The organism is Bacillus sp. FSL R7-0166 (assembly GCF_038008935.1).
GTDB lineage: Bacteria > Bacillota > Bacilli > Bacillales > Bacillaceae > Bacillus > Bacillus altitudinis.
On sequence record NZ_JBBPAC010000001.1, the window covers coordinates 2,300,481 to 2,314,611 of the forward strand.

Here is a 14,131-nt window from a genome sequence, read left to right on the forward strand (position 1 = left end):
GCTTTTTGTCTCACGTTTGGTTTCTCTCTTCAACTGTCGAACGTTGCTTAGAATTCATACAGACACTCTCCTTCTTGGATTTGATTTTGAGCCCATAGCAATTTTTGATAATACTGGTTGGATTTCTGGTATTGTTGAGAGGTTTCTAAGGCTGTCGCAATTTCTAGTGAGATATCCTCTATATAAGAGTATAGGCTAAGTTTTTCCAAATAATCAATGGTTTTTTGCAGTTGTTCTTCATTGATTTCCTGAACATATAAAGCATCCAGATACTCAAACATATGACAGAACAGCTGGTCTTCATGCTTCTTTGCGGCCAATTTCCCATCCTCTAATATGCGCCTTGCTTCAGTCTGCTCATTTTGTCTAAAAAGCAGCTTGGCCAGTGTATAAAGTGTATGAGGCAGCGTGGGAAGCAGCTCTTTTTTGGCGAGGTCTGCCGATTCGGTTAAATATCGTTCTGCTTCTTCTCGATAACCTAACTCCCCGTAACATTTCCCTAAATTATAGAGTGCTGAGCTATAAATGCGCGGGTGGTCAATTTCGGATGCGAGTTGTTTCGCCTTTTTCAAGTGAGGCAGTGCTCGATCTTTACGTTTTAAATCTTGATAATTTCCCGAGATGACAAAGAGGCACTGAATAATGCGAATGGAATATGCATCATGCTGATCGTATATTTCAAGCGCTTTTAAAATATGGTGCATGGAGACATGCGTTTGTTTCATTATATAGTAGGCTTCTGCTACTTTAAAATGAAACTCGGCCTGCTCAATATCATCAAATACCATAGATAGCTGTTTTTCTGCCATGCGATAATATTTGACGGCCTCCAAATATTCTTTTTGACTAAACTCATGCATGCCACGAAAAAATGCATGGTAATAATGCAGCATATCAGATAACTCATGATTGGAATTTTCGATTTTATCGACAAGGTTAGATACTGAGAAAGGTTGATATTTTGAAGGGTGTATATAGTCGAGCATAATTTGGTGCCGAAAACACATGAGCTGATAATAAATCAGTAAATGCTGGTCCTCTTCCATACGTTCAATTTCCGCTTCTACTTCCGCTTTCAAGATTTCCGCATCTGGAACACTGAACTGCCGTATCATTCGATACCATTCATTAATTTTCATACCGACATGTGAAGAAAGAACCTTCCCCATGTTCCGAAAAAACCCCTTCCTTTTCGGTCTAATATTACATATTTTAGCACGCTTCTAGACCGCCAAGCACCGCAAAGAAACCGCAAACATATGAGAGGTGCAGCAAAAACATACGCACAGAAGCACGTTTCTTTCAAATAAGATGATTTTTTCATCGTACAGACACAGACAATCCTTCCTTCACATACATTTGAGGATATAGGCAGCGGCCTAAACATGGTGGAGGTGAAAATCGTGGCAGGAGTATTTACAGCGATGGGATTGATGGTCAAAGAATTGGTGTTTTTAGTGTCCTATGTCAAAAACAATGCCTTTCCACAACCCCTTTCGGGAGATGATGAGAAAAAATACTTAGCCCTCATGGCAGAGGGCGATGAACACGCAAGAAACATGCTGATTGAACATAACCTTCGGCTCGTCGCCCATATTGTCAAGAAATTTGAAAATACCGGGGAAGACGCTGAAGACCTCATCTCCATCGGGACGATCGGACTCATTAAAGCCATCGAAAGCTATTCCTCTGGAAAAGGAACAAAGCTGGCAACTTATGCGGCGCGGTGTATTGAAAATGAAATTCTCATGCACTTACGCGCACTCAAAAAAACAAAAAAGGACGTCTCTCTGCATGACCCCATCGGTCAAGATAAAGAAGGCAACGAAATTTCATTAATTGACGTCTTAAAATCAGAAAATGAAGACGTGATTGATACCATTCAGCTCAACATGGAGCTTGAAAAAGTAAAAGAATATATCGACATTCTCGACGGCCGAGAAAAAGAAGTGATCGTCGGCCGATTCGGTTTGGACTTAAAGAAAGAGAAAACGCAGCGAGAAATAGCCAAGGAGCTCGGGATATCGCGGAGCTATGTGTCACGGATAGAGAAACGCGCGCTGATGAAGATGTTTCATGAGTTTTACCGGGCGGAGAAGGAGAAACGGAAGCGGGAGAAGGGGAAGTGATTTGAATTTTGTAAAAGAACCCTTCATGTTAGTGTGATAAAAAACAGACCATATGAGGTCTGTTTTTTATTTTTGCTCTATACTACTTTCCATCTGAATTTGGTTATAAGAATAGTTTCTAATCAATTGCCAATTAAATATCTAATTTATTTTCTAGTTTATACGCTTGATAAGCTTTATAACAAACTGCATCTAAGACTCTAAATCAGCTATATTTTAGAGATTATAAACCTGATTATGATACATTGAAAAAATGGCTAATTATTTTAATCAGTTGAGGAGATGTAGAAAAAGATATTAAACCCTGAAACAAAACTTTTCTTTAAAGATATAAAAGATGCAACCGATGATAAGATTGAGGAATTGTTTCAGTTTTGGTTGAATCTGATGTTTCCAAAATTAAGAGTATCAGACTTGTATTAGATTCACCATTCGACGAACATTTAAATAATGTTGCCGAAAAAAAGAATTAACAGTTGATTTAAAATAAATGCTCATTAAGAGTATTTATTTTTTACCCACATTCAGAACATACGTTCTTATTTTAAAGGAGTTGCTTAAGTTGGAACGCATTTTGCCAAAAAACACAACACACTTAGATGACTGGATCGAAGCATTCTATCATCAAATCAACATTAAAAATCCATCAGAACTTGATCTATTAGACATCGCCTACCGCTCCAATTTAAAAGTCGAATTCTTAAACATCAGCAGCCGGTACTATGCTGGAACTATTATCATTGATAATCGCCTTAGCCCTCAAGAACAGTGGCAAGATTTTGGTCATGAACTTTGTCATGCGCTTAGACATGAAGGAAATCAATTAATCATGCCCCCACTGTTTAGAGAGCTGCAGGAAATGCAGGCGAAGCGTTTTGCATATAAGTTTTGTATTCCCACTTTTATGCTTAGAAAAATAAAAGCTATTCAACCATATAATAATTTCACAAATGAAATAGCATCTCTTTTCAATGTTACATATAAATTCGCTACCGAACGCTTTGTGACTTTAAACCCATGCTATAAGTCATGAATTATTTCGTCTAATTTTGTCGAAAATCATCACTTCAACATTTTTTGTATTATAATGTTTCCTGTATTACTAAAATGTGTATATAGAAGGGTGTAGACAAATGAAAAAAGCTAAACTAATTTTATTCTTATGCTTTATGGCAGTTCTAACTGCTTGTGGTAACACTAACAGCTCAACTGAGCCGGCAAAAAAAGAAGAAACGAGTAAAGAGGCTTCAAAAGAATCAACACAAAAAGAGAATAAACCAACATCAGGACTTCTAACCAAAATTGGCCAATGGGATAAAGATAAAAATGGTTCAACACTAACTTTGAAAAAGATAAATAACAAACAAAAAGAAATAGATTTAAGTCCTATTAAGATGAAAATACACGATGTTAAAGTATTTGAATACAGTAATTTAGGTGAACAAGATAAAGAGCTTCTTTCTTATAATAATTTTGAAAAAGATAAATATCATAGAATACAAATCACTTATACGACTGAAAACACTTCCGATAAAGATGTTTTGTTTTCTGGTGTTGATGTTATTACCACTAATACAAAGAAACAAATCGAAGTCTATAAGACTAATTTGACTACGGATACAGGTGTTGGTTCTTTGTATGGTAAAGTCGAAAATGAAGGTATGGTTGTAGTTCCTTTACTGGTAGATGATGTTTCGGATTTGAGTTCAATCACACTTCACTTAAGTGATGTTTATCTAAATGACGAACCTGAATTATTGCATGATGGGGCAAAAGTGAAATTCGATTTTTAAATTCTGCACTCCCCTCTTGACATTAATAATGAAATCCTTATGCATTTACGCGCACTCAAAAAAACAAAAAAGGACGTCTCTTTGCATGACCCCATCGGTCAGGATAAAGAAGGAAATGAAATTTCATTAATTGACGTCTTAAAATCAGAAAATGAAGACGTGATCGATACCATTCAGCTCAACATGGAGCTTGAAAAAGTAAAAGAATATATCGACATTCTCGACGGCCGGGAAAAAGAAGTCATCGTCGGCCGATTCGGTTTGGACTTAAAGAAAGAGAAAACGCAGCGGGAAATAGCCAAGGAGCTCGGCATATCAAGGAGTTATGTATCTCGGATAGAGAAACGCGCGCTGATGAAGATGTTTCATGAGTTTTACCGGGCGGAGAAGGAGAAACGGAAGCGGGAGAAGGGGAAGTGATTTGAAAGATATAAAAAAATCCATTCATTTTGGGTTGATAAAAAAACAGACCACATTAGGTCTGTTTTTTATTTTGACCATTCTTTGTTTCTTATATAAGACTGACCCTTATTAGATTTAAAAATACTCTAAAGGCTAAGAAATATCTGTTCACTCCATTGACTTCAATATCCCGTTTTCTTTTAAAAAACGCTCAAACAACTGATTTCCTTCATCTTCAATTTTGTCATCTTCAATGGAATACTCCCCAATCAACAGCCCTAAATCTTCATATTTTTCATAATGCTTTAAAAGCGTGATCCCATACCATGTATGATCAAAAAATAATAGCCATTTTCCTGTGTCTAAACTCTTAAAAAACATCCCTTCAATATCAACACCCTGTTCATAATAGCCAACATGTAGGTGCATCGTATCGTCTAAACTATGCATTTCATCCCCCTTAACACGTGTCTATCTGGTTCCCTCGTAAAAAATTTATAGATTTTGCTGAAAATCAATCGTCCTCAACTCCACCCATTCAACACTATCAGGTATCGATTTTGTTTTTAGAAAATGTTGAACGATTTCATAGGCTTGATGTCGATCGACGTAGCTGCATGAAGGTACATACAATGGTGCGCCTGCAACGACATGCTTGATTGTTTCTATCTTCTCTTCTTTTTTAAAAGGAACCAAAAAACCTGGATATCTCATAAGAAAAAAGCCATAAGGTTCATGATAAAAGAAAACAAGACTTTCCGTTTCCCAATCTTCATCCACTTCAATAGAAGATTCTCCATTCCCTTGTTTCCAATAGTCTTCATCCTTATGGAAGAAGATTTCTTTCATCCATTCTTCTCCCGGATTTTCCACTGGAGCACCGGTTGGTCCATAATACAAAAACATTCCATTCTCTCCTTCGACAACTATTGATTTCTCGTTCTCTTTCCTTCAAATGTGTAAAATGGATAAGTAAATGATGATTTATTCTGAAAGAATGCTTCTTAAATTCAATATTTTTTAATAGACCATTCATATTCAATTACTAAACTCCATTAATCTAAATTCTCCTTATTATGTTTCAACTCTTTATAAATAAATTAAATAAGTTTAAAGTTTTCATTTAACCAACTATAAAAATCTTAAACTCCTATGAAAAAACTTTAATTCTTTACTTTCAGACCGATTATAAAATTAAAGATACATTATCAATATTAAACAATATTTTTATTCTGAACAAAGGGGAATGACATGTACGATTTTTTCTTATTTATATTTTTTGTTAGCCTTATTTCCATAATAATTATTATTATATTGACCCTCATTGAAAGGACCAAAGAAAAAAATGAATTTGAAAAATTAAGCAAATCAGGAATCGATCAAATAGATGCTATGACAGGAAGAGAATTTGAAATCTATTTAAGCGTTCTATTTAGGAACCTAGGTTATAAAGTAAAATTAACTAAAGCTTCTGGTGACTACGGTGCTGATCTAATCTTGAAAAAATCTGGTTTGAGTATTGTAGTTCAAGCTAAAAGGTATAAAAAAAAAGTGGGGGTGAAATCTGTACAAGAAATCACTTCAGCAAGGTTTTATTATTCATCTGAATCATCATGGGTAGTTACTAATAATTATTTTACATCTCCAGCAATCGAATTAGCTGAAAAAACAGATGTTAAATTATTTGATAGAGATGATCTTGTTAACTTAATTTTAAAGTCAAAAGAATCAAACGAAAAAATAATTATTACCTATTGAATATTAACTAGATTAACTCTAAGAGGCATATATAATGGATCTAATTACTTCTTAAACAGAAAACAATTTCTATGTTCCGAAATTGTTTTCTCAATTAATTATCAATAAATTATTTTTTCTGTTCTTCCTTCCACTGCTCAAGCTCAGATACCGTCAATAATTGATATCCCTGTTTGGTGAGTTCTTTGATAATCGTGACGGCTGCGTTGGCTGAGGTGTCATAGATGTCGTGCATTAAGACCGTTTCACCGCTAGATGCATGGGCTAGAATGTAGTTCGCGACGTATTGGCTGTTTCGATATTTCCAGTCTTCAGGATCCACATCCCAAAGGGTCACTTTCATGTGAAGAGCTTCGTTGATTTGCCCGTTTGTCCCGCCATATGGCGGTCTAAAATGAGTCGGTGTGAACCCGCTCGCTTTTTCAATGATTTGCTGCGTGTCTTCTACTTGTTTGACCGCTTGTTTTAAGGGAAGTCTTGTGAGCAAAGGGTGGTTATAGGAGTGGTTTCCAATTTCATTTCCACCCTTTCTGATTTCACTTAACATATCGGGATAATACTGAACCCTGCTGCCTAATACAAAAAATGTAGCATGTCCTTTGTTCTCTTTTAATGCTGTTAAAATTTTTGAGGTCGTTGATGGATTGGGCCCATCATCAAATGTGAGTGCAATGGCTTTTTGATTCGGATGAAATGTGGATGGTTTTGGCAATTTCACAATCTTTCTTGTTGGAATCGGTTCTTTTTTCTCGTTTTTGTTCAATTCTTTCTTAATATATTCAGGTTTTAATATTCCTTTCAGCAGTGTTTTCTTAATCGCTAACACTTGAGGGCCTTGATGATTTGGAGCGATTTGTCCTCTTGGAAAGTAGAATTCGATATAGCGATCCTTGATGGCAAAATACTGATAATTCTTCGCCACAGGAGACGTTCCCTGTTTGAGCAGCGGCTGATTTTCAGCTAGCGTTCGATCTTTTTTTAATTCCTCAAAAGTCATATGAGATAATTTTTGAAGATTGTCCTTCTTTGATAGAAAGATATCGTTGATTGATAAAAATGTCTGTTTCTTGAAATCAAAGTTCATCACCTTCGTTTGATTGTCGCCTTGCTTTCCGCCCTTCACTTCATATGTATTGAATTTGATTGCGACGGTTTGCTTGGCATAATGAATGATCTTATAATCGATGTTTAATTCGTATCGTTTCTCTTCATTGACATCACTCGCTTGACTAAACGATGTTTTAAACTTTTCTAACGCGGTCTCTGCAAATCTTTTGATCTCCTGATCTAGTTTTTCTTGATGAAACAGCGGATAGTTGACAGCATATCTCATGAATTTCCCGTCATTCACAAGGGTGACAATTTCAACTTGTTTGTAGCTCGCATCTTGTTCTACTTTTTTCCTCTCTGTCCCGCTTGCTTGCTGATTATGATAAAATCCAGCGATTCCGATGACAATCGCAAGTCCGCATAGAACAAGAATGACTTTCCCTTTGATTGACACAATGATTCTCCTCTCGTGATGCCGTCCTGTCTGGATGACGTGTGTTTGTAGGATAGACTTTTCGCAGCCCCTTTTTAGTTTGCAAAAAACACATTTGTCACATTTTTGACATATTTTACGAGAGACATATAAAAAGGGCTTGATCGCTCAGCCCTTATTTTTGCATATACAGTTGGAATAACTTTGTTTCTTCATCAATAGAGCGTGCCTGGTCAAAAGCTGCTCTGACTGTCTTTGAGTTGTTCACCAGCTCATACAGCATGGTGAGAACAAAAATAAATGACGCATTTCCATCAATGTAGTCATCGGGCGCTGTATAGGATATCGCCCCTGTTTCTAAAAAAGCTTCTGCCACCTTTTTTTCGCCTAGTGTACAGCCTGTACATATAATGTGGACTCCATTTAACGAAGCATACCGCTTTATGTCATCCGCACCAAAAGCAGCACCTCTCGGCTCACCCTCTTCGTATACATCTTCTCCTAACTCCGGCATGAGAAACGCTCCTTCTTCTCCGTGAAAGGATAAAAGAATGAAATCCGTCTCGCCTCTATTCCTCCCGGATAAAACATTAATCAGGTCATTCGGTCTGCCTATCCAATGCATATCGACTTTTGCGCCAAAGTTTTCAAGTGCTGCACGAAGCGCAAAGGATTCCAGCTCACTATTTGGTCCGGCTGCCAATGTGATGCGCATGACTGGCTGGCTCATTTATATCCCCTCCAAACGATGATAAACATAGCACCATTTTTTCCTCATCTACATATGCACCATTTATTTTTAGTGCTTTTTCCTCTACCGCATACGACTTAAATCCAACAGACTTGTAAAGATGTTTGGCTGGGTCGTTTGTTGTGACCACTGTTAAATATATTTGTTCGATGTCTTTTTTTTCGCGTGCAAAAGAAAGTACTTTTGTCAGAAGTGCCTTCCCCATTCCTTTTCCGCGTCCATCGGTCGTTACATACATCGCTACCACATTGGCACGGTGCTTTAATTTCTGCAAGGTTTCTTGTATGAGTGTAACCGAGCCGACCAGCTGACCTTGATGAAAGGCACCGAATGTCCACATAGATTGTGTAGAGGCAAAACGAGCCTTATATTTATTCTTCGCATCTAGCTTCTCTTCCTCGTAACTCATAGCAAAACTCTCTGGATTTAATCGGAGTGCTTCTAATCTCAATTTCGCATATTCTTGAGCATCTTCTGGTGTTAACAATCGAATATTCAGAAAATCGCCTCCATCAGAATGAATTGATACTACAATTTTATCTTGAAAGGCGCTTTTGATCAAAGAATATTGGTTCATTTACATATAGCACATTTCTTATAGACTTTTAGGCTCTCTTTCGTTTTTGTGAAAACAAGGTCATTTCGATCATGTTCACTCGATATTTCCTATCCAAAACGATTCTTTTCTCACTTATCTTTTCACTTATTTTATATTAACCTATAACTAATTCATGAAAAAAAAAGAAAAAAAAGGATTGATATGAACAAAAACATATCATAAGATAGAATAGTAATAAAAAGACAAAAAAGGGAGGAATTTGATATGACAGAAACAAGAAATGAAATCAAACTACATGTTCTTTTTGGTGCTTTAGCAGTAGGATTCCTTATGCTAGCTCTTTTTTCCTTCTCGCTACAAGTACTGCCAGTTGCTGATCTAGCAAAAGAATTTGGTATTCCAGGCAGTGTTGCCGCTGTAGTTCTTAATGTGGTTGAAGCGGGTGGAGCTGTCACTACAATTGTCTCCATTTTAACTGCTGTAGGTTCAGGCGGTCTTTCTCTTATTGCTGCGGCTGGTAAAGAGACAATTCGTCAATACCTTAAAAACGAAATTAAGAAAAAAGGCCGTAAAGCCGTTATCGCTTGGTAATTTATTTAACGACTCAATAGAAGGAGACTCTGTTCTCCTTCTATTTAAATTTTAGTGCAGGTGAGAAGATGTTATATCCATTATTATCACTACTTCTATCCATTAGACTGGAGCAACAGTATTCTAATATCGCTCAGTTCGTTATACGAAAAATTCCATTTCTCAAGTCGTTTTCTTCAAAACAGTACATATTTTTTTCTTGTATTCTTGATATCATATTCGGATGCATGATTGTATTCGTTATATCTTCATTTCTTTACTCCCCCGTCTATCAAATAGAATGGGAAAGTGCTTTTGTGATGTTTTTATTTCTATTTTCTATCGTCAAAGGAATTGAATCTTATAGAAGAACTCATCTTCTTCCTTTTAAAGAATTGATACAGCTAGCACCTGTTTCCTCTAGACAACTTTTTCAAACGCTTCTGTTTTCAGAATTGATTTGGCTTGTGTTTACGAGTTTGAGCACTTATTTGATCTATTTTTTGTTCCAATATGATATTGTTCAAACACACGATCTGGCATTCTGGTTAAAACATGTCAATGTGATGCTGACAAGTATCTTCCTATTTATCATCAGCAATAAGATATTCGGTGCTTATATCTATAACATCGTCGTGAAAAAAATCGGGGCCATTCGTGTCCTCTTTTTTGCAAGCATCGCTTTGCTTTTTTTCTTATTCGGAAGGGTTCTCATATTAAACATCATTTTCCCTTTTTATCACACCTTCCAGCAACTATTTCAATCGATCTCATCGCTTGCAGAGGATTCGTTTTGGATCACTCTTTCAAACAAGCTGATCTCTTTATATCAACATGATCTTCAGCAAATGCATCATGCTTTATTTTCAGATGGCTCTGTTTTTCTACAATTTCAAGCCCTTTTTAATTCACCTATTACATTGATTGTTGTGATACTAGGTAGTGCGCTTGTCATGAGAAGTCCTGTTCGATGGATTCCAACGGAAAAAGATCAAGACCAAAGCTCAAAGCATTTTCGGGATTTATTTTATTGGTACTTTCAAGTACTGCATAAAATTCAGGGTTTGTTGTTTAGACAAAATGTGTTGATTCAAAAAGACATCAAGCTGTTGAAAGAAAAAAGGTGGCTTCTATCTAAAGAATTGTTTAATTATATGTTCATGTCATATGAAGCCTTCTTTTATATTGGTGTTTTTACCGGATTGATCTCGATCATCGATCATCAAGCCTTGCAAATTCAGCTGCTATTCACACTCAATATTATGATACTAGCGAATCAATCTTATGAGATGAGAATGCTGACACCTTCTATTTTTACTTTAAGTGCTGAAAAAAAGAACATTTGGCTTTACGAGCTTTCTCAAATATCTCTATTGCAGTTTTTCTTATCAAAAATCCAGTTATTTTATTGTTTATTTTCCATACCAGCACTCTGTTTACTATTCATTAATCTATCTATCATGACTGTGTATCAACTGTTTCATGTTCAGATGCTCATTCAACTGGTGGTATTAGGGGTTGGCTTTTTCATTTTTCCTTTGATTCAGCTTTACTTGTTTCCATTCACAACGAAATTCAATTTTATTCATGAGCATGAAATAGGGACAACAAATGAGGAATTAGAGATCATCGATAAAGGTCAGGCATTTGCCAGAAACTTTCTTGTACTGCCTTTTATGTACTATTTGATTTTGACCTCTTTTCTCCCTATATTGCAGCAATCCTCAGGGCTCGTAAACGTGCTGTTCGCTATATATTTTGCGATCGTTTCAGTGATTTGCTGGATATTATGCCGCAAGACCATTTATAAAGGAATTGAGTATGTTGAAAAAAATAAGATATTTTCTATCGGAGAATAGATTGATTCTACGTCTCGGCTATCTTTACGCCGGTGTATTTATTGTAGCTTTGCTCATTGGAAGTCTCCTTCCTTATGATCAGATTCCTTATTTAAAAAAGGATGAAGACATGTTTTTTCTCTCTATTTTTTCAAACAATTTACAGGTTGGGCTTGCCATACTAGGTATCGGCGCTTTTACTGGCGGCATTATGTCTGCTGGCATTCTTTTTTATAATGGCTATATCATTGGAAAACTCATTCAGTTTTTGATAGCTCAGCATGAAGTGCAGCAGTTATTCACTGGCCTCATGCCGCATGCTTTTGTTGAGGTTCTTGGTTTGATCCTCTTTTCAATCGTCAGTGCTTTTCCATTCATTTATCTTTACCGGTTTATGAAAGGTAAGGCCATTGATGTAAGAAAGCTGACTCGGACTGTGGTTCAGTTAATCTTTTCCGCTGTAGTGCTCTTGTTGATTGCCTCTCTTTTAGAGGAATATGTCAGCCATGTACATCTATCTTAGAAGAAAGGAGAATGTGGTTCTATGGAGCTACTTCTACGCCCTAAACAATTTTTCAATCAACATCAATCGATCAAAACCATTGTAGGTCTTGTCTTACTATCTTTATTTGTTTCGACTGTTTTTTTAACATTTTTTATCATTGATTTGTTAGTAGAGGAGCCTTTATCTGCTGGAAAACAATTAGCCAGCATTGTGTTTATCTTTTTACTGACAATCCCGCTTTATTTCATATTGAATTTTCTTGGTACTGTCGTTACTTCGATTTATATGTACTTTTTTCATAAAACGTTTATTTTGCGCAAAATGTATTTTGTCATCTTGCTTTATAATGCGTTGCTTCTATTAGTGAATAGCGCAGCAATCTATTGTGTGATGGTACTCGATTTAGATCATTATTTTATCATCATCCAAGCGATTTCTTTTTTGATCAACTTGTACCTTTTACGCATCCTATATGATGGGATCATTTATTATGCTGAAGGATCAAAAAAAGCCGCCCTCGCGACCGTCATCTTGTATATGCTGGTGACCACTGTTTTTGTTATTGGAGGATTTATCAATGGCTAGTTTGCAAGTGTCTCAGCTATCTTTTCGTTATGAAACAACTGAAGAAAGCTCTCCCCTCCTTGATCAAGTATCCTTTCATCTGAAAGAAGGTGATCGTGCTTGTATTATCGGGAAAAACGGCAGCGGTAAATCGACACTTTTAAAGATCATCGCAGGTCTGCTTCCTTCAGTATCCGAAACGATTTTACTCAACGAACAGCATCATCCTAGGTCAGCTCTTTTTAAAGGGTTGGTCGCGTACATTCCAGATAAGCCTTTGGTTTATGATGCGCTGACTGGTATTGAGCATATGACTCTTATACAGTCACTATGGAAAATGAATCAGTCAGAAAAAGAGGTATACAAAAAGACCTTTCTCTCGCTTTGTGATGCATTTGATTTAACTCATGCACTTAAGATGCCTGTCAAACAATATTCACTAGGTATGAGATATAAGCTTTTCTTTAATTGTATGGCAGCCAGATCACCAGAACTAATCATTCTTGATGAACCTTTTACATCTCTTGATGAGGCATCTCAAATGCAGTCTATTTCTTTATTAAAAGAAGAATTCTCTGATCAATGTGTTTTATTTACAAGCCATCAGCGCTACCTTTATTCAGAATTAGGAAATCGTTTTTTAGAGCTTGATCACGGACAACTAAATGAAATAGAGCGTTAAACATACAAAAGGCATCCCATCACAGGTTGCCTCACTTCTTTTTACCATTAAACTACCACTTACAGCGTTTGACCGGGCGGCAGCAAGGATTCTTGATATCACTGCCACAGTCATATTCTTCCACAATATACTCATTTCGAGTAGATTGCGTCACAGGGTAGTAGTTTTCAATTCTTTTGATGTTTTTATTGACGTTTGTGATATGAGTTGGATGAATTTTTCTGATCGTTTGTACATTTGTTGTCGTGTTGACAATTTGACGTGTAGGGGATACAACCGTTTCAACTTCTCCATGATTCCCCCTGCGAGGTCCAAAGAAAAAATTGTCTAATCGATTCCGGCTCATCTCAACACCCCTTCAAGTTGTCTTTCACTTACACTCTATCGTATGTCAGAGGCACGATTAGTGATTAGATGCTTGTCTATTTTTGATAAAATCCGCTGGTGATCTAGTCGTCTCTTTCTTTACAATAGGACAAATTTAACATATTATACAAATGATCTCTTGTGAAGGAAAGGACATTCATTGATGAAGACAAGACATAAACTTTTTTCATTTTTCATCCTGCTCGTCGTAGTTATCACCCTTCCCTTGCTGTCGCCTATGGCTTTTACAAATGCGACCGAGAGAGGAGCGATACGGCATGCCATTTATCAAGAAGGCTACCCTTACCAAAGCTATTTTGCTATTTTGCAAAAAAAGGACGATGTAGACCCTCAATATGGTCAGCTTTATGATGTGTATTGGCAGGCTTGGAAAAGTGAGACGGGAATGACGCCTTCCGTCTGTTATTCAAAAAAGGTAGAAGACCATGAATATAAGGTCAGCTGCGGAACTGCACCGTAACATTTTTCAATAACTTTAAAATAAGAGGTGAACGATTTGATCAACACAACACAAACCATCGAACGAAACAAACTGGACATTGCACTTGAACTGACGCAATTGCATTTGAATCGATATGAAGCAAATCATCCTGATCAGCTGAGTGAAATTTATGCAAAATATTATGCACTTCTTGAAGTGCTGGACGTATCCTCATCTGATCAATTAATGGATTTACTGCCAGATGAACTGAAACAAATACTTGATTAAA

General features: G+C 36.6%; 18 protein-coding genes and 1 pseudogene. 12 read left to right on the forward strand and 7 right to left on the reverse strand.

The window, feature by feature from the left end:
• Positions 1-47 precede the first annotated feature (47 nt).
• Complete coding sequence (locus NST01_RS11865) at positions 48-1,169, reverse strand: response regulator aspartate phosphatase (protein ID WP_007501361.1); 1,122 nt, start codon at positions 1,167-1,169, stop codon at positions 48-50.
• Positions 1,170-1,400: 231 nt separating this feature from the next.
• Here NST01_RS11865 and sigK point away from each other — a divergent pair, with 231 nt between their 5' ends.
• The 4 genes and pseudogenes from sigK to NST01_RS11885 all read left to right on the forward strand — a co-directional run.
• Positions 1,401-2,129 (forward strand): RNA polymerase sporulation sigma factor SigK, encoded by a 729-nt coding sequence (gene sigK, locus NST01_RS11870; protein ID WP_058014952.1) that lies wholly within the window; start codon positions 1,401-1,403, stop codon positions 2,127-2,129.
• Positions 2,130-2,691: 562 nt separating this feature from the next.
• Positions 2,692-3,162: an ImmA/IrrE family metallo-endopeptidase gene (locus tag NST01_RS11875; RefSeq protein WP_048003095.1), complete on the forward strand. Its 471-nt coding sequence runs from the start codon at positions 2,692-2,694 to the stop codon at positions 3,160-3,162.
• Positions 3,163-3,262: 100 nt separating this feature from the next.
• The gene (locus tag NST01_RS11880; protein WP_048003094.1) at positions 3,263-3,922 is read left to right on the forward strand and encodes a hypothetical protein; all 660 of its coding nucleotides are present in this window, start codon (positions 3,263-3,265) and stop codon (positions 3,920-3,922) included.
• Between the two features lie 21 nt (positions 3,923-3,943).
• A pseudogene (locus NST01_RS11885) lies at positions 3,944-4,342 on the forward strand (sigma-70 family RNA polymerase sigma factor); the annotation flags it as partial.
• Positions 4,343-4,492: 150 nt separating this feature from the next.
• On the opposite strand, the gene NST01_RS11890 reads toward NST01_RS11885, so the two are convergent.
• Both NST01_RS11890 and NST01_RS11895 read right to left on the reverse strand, forming a co-directional pair.
• Positions 4,493-4,774: a DUF3986 family protein gene (locus NST01_RS11890; RefSeq protein WP_048003093.1), complete on the reverse strand. Its 282-nt coding sequence runs from the start codon at positions 4,772-4,774 to the stop codon at positions 4,493-4,495.
• 45 nt (positions 4,775-4,819) lie between these two features.
• A complete protein-coding gene (locus tag NST01_RS11895; protein WP_048003092.1) occupies positions 4,820-5,230 on the reverse strand; it encodes an Imm1 family immunity protein in 411 nt (136 codons plus the stop codon).
• 345 nt (positions 5,231-5,575) lie between these two features.
• On the opposite strand from NST01_RS11895, the gene NST01_RS11900 reads away from it, so the two are divergent.
• Positions 5,576-6,082: a restriction endonuclease gene (locus NST01_RS11900; protein ID WP_048003091.1), complete on the forward strand. Its 507-nt coding sequence runs from the start codon at positions 5,576-5,578 to the stop codon at positions 6,080-6,082.
• A 109-nt stretch (positions 6,083-6,191) separates the two neighbouring features.
• On the opposite strand, the gene NST01_RS11905 is transcribed toward NST01_RS11900, so the two are convergent.
• The 3 genes from NST01_RS11905 to NST01_RS11915 form a co-directional block, all read right to left on the reverse strand.
• Complete coding sequence (locus tag NST01_RS11905) at positions 6,192-7,586, reverse strand: polysaccharide deacetylase family protein (RefSeq protein ID WP_048003090.1); 1,395 nt, start codon at positions 7,584-7,586, stop codon at positions 6,192-6,194.
• Between the two features lie 154 nt (positions 7,587-7,740).
• A complete protein-coding gene (locus tag NST01_RS11910) occupies positions 7,741-8,295 on the reverse strand; it encodes a hypothetical protein (protein ID WP_017358048.1) in 555 nt (184 codons plus the stop codon).
• On the reverse strand, positions 8,249-8,893 hold the full coding sequence (locus tag NST01_RS11915; protein ID WP_445662196.1) for a GNAT family N-acetyltransferase: 645 nt from the start codon (positions 8,891-8,893) through the stop codon (positions 8,249-8,251). The genes NST01_RS11910 and NST01_RS11915 overlap by 47 nt, the downstream gene beginning before the upstream one ends.
• A gap of 246 nt (positions 8,894-9,139) precedes the next feature.
• On the opposite strand from NST01_RS11915, the gene NST01_RS11920 reads away from it, so the two are divergent.
• The 5 genes from NST01_RS11920 (at position 9,140) to NST01_RS11940 (ending at position 13,034) form a co-directional block, all read left to right on the forward strand.
• Positions 9,140-9,466, forward strand: coding sequence for an uberolysin/carnocyclin family circular bacteriocin (locus NST01_RS11920; RefSeq protein WP_017358050.1), 327 nt, complete (start codon positions 9,140-9,142; stop codon positions 9,464-9,466).
• A 299-nt stretch (positions 9,467-9,765) separates the two neighbouring features.
• A complete protein-coding gene (locus tag NST01_RS11925; RefSeq protein ID WP_234823396.1) occupies positions 9,766-11,304 on the forward strand; it encodes a hypothetical protein in 1,539 nt (512 codons plus the stop codon).
• A 1-nt stretch (position 11,305) separates the two neighbouring features.
• Positions 11,306-11,806, forward strand: a complete 501-nt coding sequence (locus tag NST01_RS11930) for a stage II sporulation protein M (protein WP_025207663.1) — start codon at positions 11,306-11,308, stop codon at positions 11,804-11,806.
• Positions 11,807-11,827: 21 nt separating this feature from the next.
• The gene (locus tag NST01_RS11935) at positions 11,828-12,373 is read left to right on the forward strand and encodes a hypothetical protein (RefSeq protein ID WP_017358053.1); all 546 of its coding nucleotides are present in this window, start codon (positions 11,828-11,830) and stop codon (positions 12,371-12,373) included.
• Entirely contained in the window at positions 12,366-13,034 is a 669-nt protein-coding gene (locus NST01_RS11940; RefSeq protein WP_048003086.1) for an ABC transporter ATP-binding protein, read from the forward strand. The genes NST01_RS11935 and NST01_RS11940 overlap by 8 nt, the downstream gene beginning before the upstream one ends.
• Positions 13,035-13,086: 52 nt before the next feature.
• On the opposite strand, the gene NST01_RS11945 is transcribed toward NST01_RS11940, so the two are convergent.
• Positions 13,087-13,380: a CotD family spore coat protein gene (locus tag NST01_RS11945; protein WP_017358055.1), complete on the reverse strand. Its 294-nt coding sequence runs from the start codon at positions 13,378-13,380 to the stop codon at positions 13,087-13,089.
• A 183-nt stretch (positions 13,381-13,563) separates the two neighbouring features.
• Here NST01_RS11945 and NST01_RS11950 point away from each other — a divergent pair, with 183 nt between their 5' ends.
• Positions 13,564-13,881: a hypothetical protein gene (locus tag NST01_RS11950; protein WP_039964179.1), complete on the forward strand. Its 318-nt coding sequence runs from the start codon at positions 13,564-13,566 to the stop codon at positions 13,879-13,881.
• 27 nt (positions 13,882-13,908) lie between these two features.
• The gene (locus NST01_RS11955) at positions 13,909-14,130 is read left to right on the forward strand and encodes a hypothetical protein (RefSeq protein WP_224558471.1); all 222 of its coding nucleotides are present in this window, start codon (positions 13,909-13,911) and stop codon (positions 14,128-14,130) included.
• Position 14,131 lies beyond the last annotated feature (1 nt).